Source organism: Burkholderia sp. Cy-637, from assembly GCF_011753175.1.
GTDB lineage: Bacteria > Pseudomonadota > Gammaproteobacteria > Burkholderiales > Burkholderiaceae > Burkholderia > Burkholderia gladioli.
On sequence record NZ_VWWC01000093.1, the window covers coordinates 19,364 to 29,469 of the forward strand.

The 10,106-nt window shown below is 69.3% G+C and carries 12 protein-coding genes; 4 read left to right on the forward strand and 8 right to left on the reverse strand.

Annotated features, from left to right (window positions below):
- Positions 1 to 75: 75 nt before the first annotated feature.
- Together F3J10_RS22395 and ftrA are read right to left on the reverse strand one after the other, a co-directional pair.
- Entirely contained in the window at positions 76 to 1,527 is a 1,452-nt protein-coding gene (locus F3J10_RS22395; protein WP_013691098.1) for a M20 family metallopeptidase, read from the reverse strand.
- Positions 1,528 to 1,738: 211 nt separating this feature from the next.
- Positions 1,739 to 2,695 carry a transcriptional regulator FtrA gene (ftrA, locus tag F3J10_RS22400; protein WP_017919807.1) on the reverse strand — a complete coding sequence of 319 codons (957 nt, stop codon included), beginning with the start codon at positions 2,693 to 2,695 and terminating at the stop codon, positions 1,739 to 1,741.
- Between the two features lie 103 nt (positions 2,696 to 2,798).
- Here ftrA and F3J10_RS22405 point away from each other — a divergent pair, with 103 nt between their 5' ends.
- Entirely contained in the window at positions 2,799 to 3,191 is a 393-nt protein-coding gene (locus F3J10_RS22405) for a rhodanese-like domain-containing protein (protein WP_025097561.1), read from the forward strand.
- A 123-nt stretch (positions 3,192 to 3,314) separates the two neighbouring features.
- Positions 3,315 to 3,635 (forward strand): superinfection immunity protein, encoded by a 321-nt coding sequence (locus F3J10_RS22410; RefSeq protein WP_025097562.1) that lies wholly within the window; start codon positions 3,315 to 3,317, stop codon positions 3,633 to 3,635.
- 387 nt (positions 3,636 to 4,022) lie between these two features.
- On the opposite strand, the gene F3J10_RS22415 is transcribed toward F3J10_RS22410, so the two are convergent.
- Complete coding sequence (locus tag F3J10_RS22415; RefSeq protein WP_017919805.1) at positions 4,023 to 4,286, reverse strand: YodC family protein; 264 nt, start codon at positions 4,284 to 4,286, stop codon at positions 4,023 to 4,025.
- Between F3J10_RS22415 and F3J10_RS22420 the strand changes: the two genes are divergently transcribed.
- Positions 4,285 to 4,614, forward strand: coding sequence for a hypothetical protein (locus tag F3J10_RS22420; RefSeq protein WP_152554318.1), 330 nt, complete (start codon positions 4,285 to 4,287; stop codon positions 4,612 to 4,614). The genes F3J10_RS22415 and F3J10_RS22420 overlap by 2 nt on opposite strands.
- A gap of 43 nt (positions 4,615 to 4,657) precedes the next feature.
- Here the strand turns inward: F3J10_RS22420 and F3J10_RS22425 are convergent, their stop codons facing one another.
- Entirely contained in the window at positions 4,658 to 5,521 is an 864-nt protein-coding gene (locus tag F3J10_RS22425) for a MurR/RpiR family transcriptional regulator (RefSeq protein ID WP_167243008.1), read from the reverse strand.
- Positions 5,522 to 5,709: 188 nt separating this feature from the next.
- Here F3J10_RS22425 and F3J10_RS22430 point away from each other — a divergent pair, with 188 nt between their 5' ends.
- A complete protein-coding gene (locus F3J10_RS22430) occupies positions 5,710 to 6,504 on the forward strand; it encodes an alpha/beta fold hydrolase (protein WP_167243009.1) in 795 nt (264 codons plus the stop codon).
- Between the two features lie 666 nt (positions 6,505 to 7,170).
- Here F3J10_RS22430 and F3J10_RS22435 read toward each other — a convergent pair.
- The 4 genes from F3J10_RS22435 to F3J10_RS22450 all read right to left on the reverse strand — a co-directional run bounded on the left by F3J10_RS22435 (position 7,171) and on the right by F3J10_RS22450 (position 9,994).
- Positions 7,171 to 7,881 (reverse strand): DUF899 family protein, encoded by a 711-nt coding sequence (locus F3J10_RS22435; protein ID WP_167243010.1) that lies wholly within the window; start codon positions 7,879 to 7,881, stop codon positions 7,171 to 7,173.
- A 104-nt stretch (positions 7,882 to 7,985) separates the two neighbouring features.
- Positions 7,986 to 8,645 (reverse strand): glutathione S-transferase family protein, encoded by a 660-nt coding sequence (locus F3J10_RS22440; RefSeq protein WP_025097566.1) that lies wholly within the window; start codon positions 8,643 to 8,645, stop codon positions 7,986 to 7,988.
- Between the two features lie 174 nt (positions 8,646 to 8,819).
- On the reverse strand, positions 8,820 to 9,293 hold the full coding sequence (locus tag F3J10_RS22445) for a VOC family protein (RefSeq protein WP_036055619.1): 474 nt from the start codon (positions 9,291 to 9,293) through the stop codon (positions 8,820 to 8,822).
- 446 nt (positions 9,294 to 9,739) lie between these two features.
- Positions 9,740 to 9,994, reverse strand: coding sequence for a hypothetical protein (locus tag F3J10_RS22450; RefSeq protein WP_025097568.1), 255 nt, complete (start codon positions 9,992 to 9,994; stop codon positions 9,740 to 9,742).
- Positions 9,995 to 10,106: the final 112 nt, after the last annotated feature.

Consider the following 10,106-nt stretch of genomic DNA (forward strand, 5'->3'; position numbering starts at 1 on the left):
CGGCAGGCGCCCGGTATACGGCACAGGGGCGCGAGGCAATCCGGCCTCGCGCCCCTGCGTGGTTCTGGAGCGCGCTCAGCGCGCGGCGGCGATCACGTCGGCCACCGCGGCGGTCAGCCGTTTCGCGTAAGGCACGTGCAGGAACTCGTTGGGCCCGTGCGCGTTCGACTTCGGCCCGAGCACGCCGCACACCATGAACTGCGCCTTCGGGAAACCGGCCTGCAGCACGTTCATCAGCGGGATCGTGCCGCCGATGCCCATGAATGCGCAGTCGGCGCCGAAGTGGCGGCGCGAGGCCTCGTCGAGCGAACCCGCCAGCCAGGGCGCGAGCTCGGGCGCGTTCCAGCCGGTGGCGGCGCCCGAATCGGGCTTGAAGGTGACCTTGGCGTTGTAGGGCGGCTCGAGCTCGAGCAGGCGCTTCAGGTCCTGCACGGCCGTGGCGGCGTCGACCAGCGGCGGCAGGCGCAGCGAGAGCTTGAACACCGTCTTCGGGCGCAGCACGTTGCCGGCATTCTCCAGCGGCGGCAGGCCCGCCGCGCCGGTGACGGCCAGCGAGGGCCGCCAGGTCGAGTTGAGCAGCGCCTCGCGCGGGTCGCTGGTGGTCGGCAGCACCGGGCGGCCGTCCTGGCCGCAGGCCCAGGGCAGGCCCTTCCAGACCTGGTCGCCGAGGATCGCGGCGGTGGCCTCGGCCTCGCGCACGCGGCTCTCGGGAATCTCGCAGTGGAACACGCCCGGCAGCAGGTTGCCGCTGGCCGAATCCTCCAGCCGCTCGAACAACTGCCGCATGATGCGGAAGCTCGACGGCGCGATGCCGCCGCCCATGCCCGAGTGCATGCCCTCCTCCAGCACCTCGACATGCAGCTCGCCTGCCACCGTGCCGCGCAGCGAGGTGGTCAGCCACAGCTGGTCGTAGTTGCCCGCGCCCGAATCGAGGCAGACCACCAGGCCGACCTGGCCGAGCCGGTCGCGCAGCGCGTCGACATAGGGCAGCAGGTCGTAGCTGCCCGATTCCTCGCAGGTCTCGATCAGGCCGACGCAGCGCGGGCGCTCCACGCCCTGGGCGTCGAGCGCGGCCAGCGCGGTGATGCTGGCGTAGATCGCGTAACCGTCGTCGGCGCCGCCGCGGCCATAGAGCTTGCCGTTCTCGTACTTGGGCGTCCACGGGCCCAGGTCGGCGCGCCAGCCGTCGAATTCCGGCTGCTTGTCGAGGTGGCCGTAGAGCAGGATCGTCTCGGTGGTGCCGGAGCGCGTGGCGGGCGCGTCGAAGAAGATCACCGGCGTGCGGCCCGGCAGGCGCACGATTTCCAGCGTGAGCCCGCGCACCGGCTGGCGCTCGGCCCATTGCGCGGCATCGACCACCACGCGCTCGAGCAGGCCGTGCTGCTGCCAGTCGGGATCGTAGGCCGGGCTCTTGGCGGGAATCGCGATGTAGTCGGTCAGTTGGTGGAGGATCTCGTCGTTCCATTTGCGCTCGACGAAATCGGTCAGGCGCGGGTGATCGAGGGCGGTGTCGGCGGTGCTTGTCATGATGGTGCTGGCCGGTGGGGACGAAAAAAAGATGATAGCGCCGATGCGGCCTCGCGCGGCGGGCGATCTCGCGCAAATGCGCGCCGGCGCACGAGGCGGCGGGAAATCGCTTGCGGCTGCGGCGCGGCGCGAGGGGCGTCTGCCGCGGATCTCCCGTTCGACGCAGGAAACACGGCGGCGCACAGGCCCGGCACACCGCTGCGTCGCCCCTTCAGCGCACGTCGAAATCGCGCCGGTACGCGGCGGGGCTGGTGGCCGCGACGCGCCGGAAGTGGCGGCGCAGCGATTCCTCGGAGCCGAAGCCCGCCAATTCGGCCAGTTGCGCCAGCGGCAGCGCCGGGTTCGCCTCCAGCATCTCCTTGGCGAGCCCGACGCGCTCGCGGATCAGCCAGGCATAGGGCGCCAGCCCGGTTGCCTCGCGGAACTGGCGCTGCAGCGTGCGCGGGCTCATCGCCGCGCGCTCGGCCAGGCTCGCCAGCGTGTGCGGCTCGGCCGCGTGCTCGCGCATCCAGTCGATCAGCGGCGCGAGCCGGTCCCGCCCTTCCGGCGCGACCGGGCGCGGCACGAACTGCGCCTGGCCGCCCTCGCGATGCGGCGGCAGTACCAGCCGCTGCGCCACGCGGTTGGCGATCGCGCTGCCGTGGTCACGCCGCACCAGGTGCATCAGCATGTCCAGCCCGGCGGCCGAGCCGGCCGAGGTGACGATCGCGCCCTGGTCGACATAAAGCGCGTCGGGGTTCACCTGCAGCGAGGGATGACGCGCGCGCAGGCGCTCCACATACCGCCAGTGGGTGGTCACGGCCAGGCCGTCGAGCACGCCGGCGGCGGCCAGCACGAACACGCCCGAGCAGATCGAGCAGAGCCGCGCGCCGCGCCGGTGGGCCGCGCGCAGCTTGCGCAGCAGCGCCTCGGGCGGCGCCTCGTCGGGATCGCGCCAGCCGGGGATCACGATCGTGTCGGCGCGATCGAGCATGGCCAGCCGGTAGGGCGCGGCCACCGTGATGCCGCCGGCCGCGCGGATCGGCCCCGGCTCGGCCGCGCAGACCGCGAAGCGATACCAGTCCACCTCCAGCTCCGGGCGCGGCAGCGCGAACAGCTCGACCGTGCAGCCGAATTCGAAGGTGCAGAGGCGATCGTAGGCGAGCGCCACGACGAGATGATCTTTCATGGCGCGATGTTACCGGAACTTGTCGATCGCGCCACTTTCGGGCCGGGCCCGCGATGCCGATACTGGGGACTCGGACACTTATTCCAGAGGAACCCGAAGCATCATGTCCTACGTCACCGAGATCCCCGCCGCCGACAGCGCCGCCGCCCTGGTCCACTTCAGCGACCTGCTCCGATTCGAAACCGATTGCTGGGACGTGCATCACGCGCTCGCTTCGGGCAAGGCCGATTTCGTCCTGCTCGATGTTCGCAGTCCCGAGCAGTTCGCCGCCGGACATATCCGGGGCGCCATCAATCTTCCGCACCGCAAGATCGTCGCGGGGACGCTATCGCATTTTCCAATCGATACGATATTCGTTGTCTATTGTGCCGGCCCGCACTGCAATGGCGCCGCTCGTGCAGCGCAGCGCCTGGCCCGCCTCGGAAGGCCCGTGAAGCTTATGGCAGGCGGGATTACGGGATGGTGCGACGAACATTTCAAATTGGCGACGGATTGAGTGACGGGTCGGTATCATCGCGGTAAACGCAACAATTAGTTGCCGGCACGGGATCCGAAAAAGCGCGACAATCCGTCTCACTGCAGTCGACTTGTCGCACTGCAACACGGAAGGAGAAGTCCCATGAAGATCCTGTTTCAGATTGCCGGGGCAGTTATCGCGATTGCGTTCTACTTTCTGCCGGCGATCATCGCCGACCGTCGCGGCCGTCACGACAAGCTGACCCTCGCGCTGTTCAACGCGCTGTTCGGCTGGACCGGCATCGGCTGGCTGATGACGCTGTACTGGGCCAGCCTGCCGAACCCGGCGCGCAACCTGGCCGGCAACATCGTCCAGACGCGCCGCTCGATCAGCATGCGCAAGTTCTCGAACGGCCTGGTCGATCGCGTGCAGAACCGCGTCGCGCTCCAGCAGGCCTGGATCGAGAAACAGGATTCCCGCTGAGCCACCGGGCCCCGCCCGCCAGGCCTGATCCGTCGTACCCGTTGTCGTCGCTTCCGGATTTCCCCGCATCACCGACTGCGTAGCCCTGCCCCGCGTCACCTGTGAGCGTCTTCCGCCTGCGTCACCCCGCCCGATCGTTGGTCCCGTCCCGGCGCCTTGCCCCGGATGATCCCGTCTTGCCGGTTTTCGGCGGGACGGGGCGTGGCGGCACCGCCGGCAAGCCTGAAGGCGCCGGCGAACGCGCACGGCATCACCCGCGCGGCGTATGCCGCGCGAGTGATGGGAAAACTCGGGAAAGACAGCGGGAAGGAAAAACGGCGGGAAGAACCGACGGAAAAACGCGGCAGGAAACGACTGGCGGACGATTGGCGGACGGCCCGGCGCGCCTCAGAGCGCCACGCCGTTCGACCAGCCGAAGCGCCGCAGGCTGGCGCGGCCCGCCGAGATGGTGGTCGGCTCCAGCACCACCGCCTCCACGGCGAAGCGCTGCTGGCGGAATTCCCCGCTCGCATCGAACCACTGACAGCTCACCCAGGATTCGCCGCCGGCGGCACCGACGAAGGTGACCGTCATGCGCGGCCCGCCGGTCTTGAGCGTCACGACGTCGCCGATGCACGGCGACGCGGCACGGATATCGTTCAGTGATGTCATGGCCCTGGCCTCTCGGAAGTCATGCCGGATCGATTTCCGGCTTGTGTATTTGACGCAGCCTAGCAACGAAAATATTCAGGCACAAGAAGTCTTTTCAGCTTCCTTCATCACCAATCAGAAAATAGCCGATTTCACCTGTCAGCCTTGCCAGTCAAGACTTCGCAGACTGTCCGAAACGCCATTTCCTCCTGTCCGATTTGACGGGTTTTCAGCCGACATTTTCGACTGGGGAAATCATCGGATTTCATTATTTCGTCAAAACTTCATTGCCGAAAATGAATCCCGCAAAGATCGAATGGCGATTGGAATCGGGGAATATCGAAAATGAACCGATCCGGCCGCCCTTGTCGGCCGGTATTGCGGGAAACGGCTCAGGACGCGCTATAGGCGCCGCGCGCGTGCAATTCCGATTCGGTGCGCTCGAGCGCGGCCACCGCCTCGCCGCCCTCCAGCGCCAGCAGTTGCGCCACCAGGCCTTCGGTGAGCGCGTGCGCGGCCACCAGCGAGGGGAAGAACGAGGGGCTCTCGTGGTTGAACAGCAGGGTGAGATCGGCCAGCAGCGCGATCGGCGAGACGCTGCTGTCGGTGATCGCGACCACCCGGCTGCCGCGATCGCGCGCGATGGTCGCCACGCGCGTGGCCTCGGCCGAATACGGCGCGAAGCTGACGATCACGGTCACGCTGTGGCGGCCGATCGCGCGCAGCTCCATCTCCAGCGAACCGGCCACGCCGGCCAGCAGCGACACGCTGGGCCGGAACAGCCGGTAGGCATAAACGAAGCCGAACGCGACCGGATAGCAGGAACGGAAGCCCGCCACATGCACGTGCTGCGCCTTGCGGATCAGCTTGGCCGCCTCGAGCATCGCGCGCTCGTTCTGGCCGGCCGTGCCGGCCAGGTTGTGCTGCTGCGCGGCCAGCAGGTCCTGCGCGAGCGCGGCCTTGCCGCCGGGCTTGACCAGCGAACGCGCGCGCTGCGTCATCGGCGCGGGGCGCGTGCGCAGGCGCGCCACGAACAGGTCGCGCAGCTCGTTCCAGCCGGGAAAGCCGAACTGCTGCGCGAGCCGCACCAGCGAGGCCGGCTGCACCTGGGCGCGCTGCGCGAGCTTGCGCATCGACGACACCGCGACCTCGTCGGGATGGTCAAGCAGGAAGGCCGCGCCGACCTGGAATTGCGGGCTCAGCTCGGAAAATTGCGCGCGGATCAGGGACGCGAGTTCGTCGAAATTGGCGGGCATCGTCAGGGCAGCGTGGAGCGGGCGCCCATGGTACACCGGCCCTCGCGGCCCTGCGCGACGGGCGGGAGCCCTCGCGCGCCGGGCTCGCGCCCGCTTCTGCTACATTGCGGCGAGGCCCTGCCCCTTGGTTTCCTTGCCCCTTCATGCCTCGATGCCTGCCCGGCCCGCGCCGGCGCGGGCCCGCCACGATGACCGACGACTTCCGCTGGATCGATGCCCCCCAGGGCCGCCTCTACGCGCAACGCTGGCCGCGCCCCGCCGATGGCGCCGCCACGCCGCCCGCGCCGATCCTGATGCTGCACGACTCGCTCGGCTGCGTCGCCCTGTGGCGCGAATTCCCCGCCGAGCTGGCGCGCGCCACCGGCCGCGACGTGATTGCCTACGACCGCGCCGGCTTCGGCCGCTCGGCGCCGGCGCAAGCGCCGCTGCCGGCCGACTTCATCGCGGCCGAGGCGCGCGACAGCCTGCCGGCGCTGCAGCGCGGCTTCGGCTTTGCGGGCTTCGTGGCACTGGGCCATAGCGTCGGCGGCGCGATGGCCACCGCCTGCGCGGCCGCGCAGCCCGAGCACTGCCAAGCGCTGGTGACGATCTCCGCGCAGGCCTTCGTCGAGGCGCGCACGCTGGCGGGCATTCGAGCGGCCCGCGAGGCGTTCGCGCGGCCGGATCAATTCGAGCGGCTGGCGCGCCATCACGGCGAACGCGCGCGCTGGGTGCTCGATGCCTGGATCGACACCTGGCTCGATCCGGCCTTCGCCGGCTGGACGCTCGACGCGACGCTGGCGCAGGTGCGCTGCCCCGCGCTCGTGCTGCACGGCGAGCATGACGAATACGGTTCGCCGCGCCACCCGGCGCGCATCGTCGAGGGCCTGGCGGGGCCGGCGCGCATGATGCTGCTGCCCGGCTGCGCGCATGTTCCGCATCGCGAGGCGAAGCCGGCGGTGCTGGAGGCGCTGCACGGTTTCCTGGGTGCGCCGGCACGCTGAGCGCCCGGCCTCGCGGCTTATCCACAGAAAATGTTGGCAAGCTTGTGGATGACCTGCGCATGTCTTTCGCAAGCCATTGAACACACAAGGATTTTTCCCGAATCTCAGGAATCCGGCAGGCTCCGCCGCGATGCGCCCCGGATGCGTGGCTTGTCCACAGTTTTTGTTGGCAAGCTTGTGGATATCCTGCTGGCGAGCCCGCCAAGTCCTTGATTCGATTCGGATCCTTGCCGGCAATGCGTGCTTCGGCAGCGCCGCCACGCCCGGCTGGCGGGCGAAAAGATCAACGAGATCAAGGATCTAACGTTCGATTGGCGGCCGGCACCGGCATCCTGCCGATGCGGCGCCCACCCTGCTCCATGGCTCGCGCGAGCCGGAAACCTCGGCGACAGCCCCCTCGCCCCGGCGCCCCGGTTGTCCACATTTTTTGTTGGCAAGCTTGTGGACATCCTGCTGTCACATACGACAAGCCCATGATCCGTCGAGGTTTTTTCTCGCGCGCCAGGAAAGCGGCAGCGCGCCCGGCGGCCGGCTTGTCCACAATTTCTGTTGGCAAGCTTGTGGATTACCTGCGCACCGGCCACGCAAGCACTTGATCCGACACGGTTTACCGCCGCGCGACAAGGATGCGGCAGCGCGCATCGACGCCAGCCCGGCGTGGCCGCTTCACTGCCCGTAATCGAGCTTGGGATACCAGTCGCCGCCGCGGCCGGCCGACGTCATGTCGAGCACGGTCCAGATCGGCATCAGGTCGGGCGCGCCGCGCGGATCCTGGCCGGGATCCGACATCTCGCCGCTCATCTCGCCGCCGTAGAAATGCCGGATCGTGCCGTCGCGCCGCGTGAAGACGTTGAGCGCGGGGATATCGCTGTCGCCCTCGCCGATCGCGTGGTAGTCGCGGCTGTATTCGCCCGACAGATCCGTGTAGAGCCGCAGGTCGCGCCAGCCGCGCTCGCGCCGGAACGCGTCGAGACGTGCCCAGGGCGCGCGCGCCACCGCGACCAGCGAGACGCGCTGCCCGATATCGCGCGCCTCGCCGTTCCAGGCGCCCAGCAGCGAGGTGCACATCGGGCAGGGCCGCTGCCAGGTCGGGCCGAACATGTAGCTGTAGACCACCAGCGTGTCGTGCCGCCCGAACAGCTCGGCGAAGCTGCTGCCGCCGGCCTCGCCCTCGAAGCGGTAATCGCGCGTCACCGCGCCGCCGGGCGGCAGCGCGCGACGCTGCTCGGCCACCCGCTCGATCCGGCGGCGCAGCTCGATCTCCTCGGCCAGCAGGGCGTTGCGCGCCTCGCGATAGGCCGCGCTCTCGTTCGGGTAGCTGCAGCGGTTGAGAGCCGCCAGTTCGGCGGCGGGGATCAGCGGCTGGCTCGGGTTCATGCTCGTCTCCTTGGCAATCGTGGATCGCGGGGGCGGCGAGAGCGGCAGGCAGTTGGCCCGGGCTTCGGGCCGCCGCCGTGTGCCGCATGGCCGCCGCGCGGGATTCAATCGGCGTCGGGCGCGCCGAGCGGGAACAGCTTGCGATAGGGCCGCGCCTCGTCCACCGCGCGCGCGAACGAGGGCCGCGCCAGCAGCCGCTCGCGGTAGGCGATCACGTGGCGGAAGCCGCGGTCGATGCGGTGCGTCCAGTCGGCATAGAACAGGAAGGGCGCGGCGCCGCAGTCGGCGAGGCTGAAGCCCTCGCCGGCCGCCCAGCTTCGCTGCGCCATGTGGCCGTCAAGCCAGGCATAGGCGGTCTCGAGCTGCGCGCGCGCCTCAGCCACACCATAGGCATCGCGCTCGCCTTCGGGCCGCAGGGCATTGGCGACGATGCGCTGGGCCGGCGTGGACAGGTAGTTGTCGAAGAAGCGGTCGAGCGCGCGCACCTCGAGCGCGGCCACCGGATCGGCCGGCAGCAGCCTCACCGGGCCCGGATGATGGAGCCCCAGGTGCTCGATGATGATGGTGGCCTCGGCCACGCTGCGCCCGGCGTCGACCAGCAGCGGCATCCGCTTCAGCGGCCAGCGCGCGGCGAACTCGGCGTAATGCCCGGGATGCTCGCCCGACAGTTCGCGCAGGCTGAACGGAGTGGCGTTCTCGTAGAGCGCGATCAGCACCTTCTGGCAATACGAGGAAAAGGGATGCGCGTAGAGCGTCAATGACATCGCGACTTCCTCCTGGGAATCGACGACAACGGATGGAAAAACGGCAACGCGCGGCAAATACGGCAAATACGGCAAACGCGGCGAGCGGCACCCGGCGACACGGCAAGGCAGCCCGGCACTCGCGCCGCCACCTGGCCACTAGCCATCGCGCCGCCGCGCTTCAGGCGCCGACGCTCAGGACGGCTGGCGCACGCACTGCTCCATGCCCTCGCGGATCTGCTCGGGCGTGAGGTCCTGGCGATGGGTGGCGACCGACCAGCGATGGCCGAAGGGATCCTCCACCTGGCCGTAGCGATCGCCCCAGAACATGTCGGCGGGCGGCATGACCAGCTTCGCGCCGGCCTCGACCGCGCGCGCCACCACCGCGTCGGCGTCCTCCACGTAGAGATGCAGGATCACCGGCGAGCCCTTCAGCGCCCGCGGGCCGAGCGCGCCGCAGCCGGCCATCTCGTCGACCAGCATCAGCGTCGAATCGCCGATGCGCACGGCCGCGTGCATCAGCTTGCCGTCGGGCCCCGGCAGGCGCGTCAGCTCGGTGGCGCCGAACGCGGCGCCATAGAACGCGATCGCATCGGCCGCGCCGTTGCAGATCAGGTGGGGGGTGAGGGTATGCATGCCTTCGGGGATCGGTTTCACGGCGGCGGACATGATGTCGGCTCCTTGGGTGGGTGCGTCGGCGACGCGTCGGGGCGAGCGGCGCGTTCGGCGCGCTCTCCTTCCCACGACGCGCGACGGCGGCCGGAATCGACATCGCGGCGAAAAAATTTCCAGCCGCGCCAACGAGGCTTCGCCGGGACAAATCCGACGAAGCCCGAGTTATCCACAGTTTTTGTTGGCAAACCTGTGGATATCACTGAAAGCCAATCGCCAAGCCCTTGATCGGAATGATTTTTTTTCGTCGATACCTGGGACGCCCAGCAAAGCGACAAACGCAGGCAGTGCTTGTCAACACGGGAGGTGGGCAAGCTTGTGGATATCGGCCTGACAGCGCGCCGAAGTGCTTGATCCCGCGGCATTTTTTTAGCGTGCCCGATTAGCGGGCAGGGCCGCCGGGCGGCGGCCCCGGTCCGGACGCGATGCCCGCTCGATGCCGCTCAGGGCCGCTCGGGCGCGGCCATCAGCTCGTTGACCTTGTCGCGCAGCGCCTCGTAGCCGGAGCGCGCGTGCTCGGGCAGGTCCGGGTCGCCGATCAGCGCGCCGAGCGTCTCGACCAGGCTGAAGGCGAGCCCCTTGGCGGCGCCCGTCGCGATCGACTGCGACCTGACCGAATCCTGCAGATGGCCGACCGCCGCCTCCATCTGCTCGAGTTGCGATTGGCGGCCCTCGTCGGGCGTGGGTTGCTGGCTCATGATCTCGCTCTCCTGTACTGCTGCGAGGCGGTGCCGGCGGCACTGCCTCGCGTTCCCGCCGGCCAGCCGGCCGGCGCCGATGCGGCGGGCGCCGCGCCGGCTCGGCACCGGC

Bases quoted from the DNA above. Each gene is read 5' to 3' on its own strand.
- F3J10_RS22395 (WP_013691098.1), bottom strand. From the start codon at position 1,527: ATGACAAGCACCGCCGACACCGCCCTCGATCACCCGCGCCTGACCGAT.
- ftrA (WP_017919807.1), bottom strand. From the start codon at position 2,695: ATGAAAGATCATCTCGTCGTGGCGCTCGCCTACGATCGCCTCTGCACC.
- F3J10_RS22405 (WP_025097561.1), top strand. From the start codon at position 2,799: ATGTCCTACGTCACCGAGATCCCCGCCGCCGACAGCGCCGCCGCCCTG.
- F3J10_RS22410 (WP_025097562.1), top strand. From the start codon at position 3,315: ATGAAGATCCTGTTTCAGATTGCCGGGGCAGTTATCGCGATTGCGTTC.
- F3J10_RS22420 (WP_152554318.1), top strand. From the start codon at position 4,285: ATGGCCCTGGCCTCTCGGAAGTCATGCCGGATCGATTTCCGGCTTGTG.
- F3J10_RS22415 (WP_017919805.1), bottom strand. From the start codon at position 4,286: ATGACATCACTGAACGATATCCGTGCCGCGTCGCCGTGCATCGGCGAC.
- F3J10_RS22425 (WP_167243008.1), bottom strand. From the start codon at position 5,521: ATGCCCGCCAATTTCGACGAACTCGCGTCCCTGATCCGCGCGCAATTT.
- F3J10_RS22430 (WP_167243009.1), top strand. From the start codon at position 5,710: ATGACCGACGACTTCCGCTGGATCGATGCCCCCCAGGGCCGCCTCTAC.
- F3J10_RS22435 (WP_167243010.1), bottom strand. From the start codon at position 7,881: ATGAACCCGAGCCAGCCGCTGATCCCCGCCGCCGAACTGGCGGCTCTC.
- F3J10_RS22440 (WP_025097566.1), bottom strand. From the start codon at position 8,645: ATGTCATTGACGCTCTACGCGCATCCCTTTTCCTCGTATTGCCAGAAG.
- F3J10_RS22445 (WP_036055619.1), bottom strand. From the start codon at position 9,293: ATGTCCGCCGCCGTGAAACCGATCCCCGAAGGCATGCATACCCTCACC.
- F3J10_RS22450 (WP_025097568.1), bottom strand. From the start codon at position 9,994: ATGAGCCAGCAACCCACGCCCGACGAGGGCCGCCAATCGCAACTCGAG.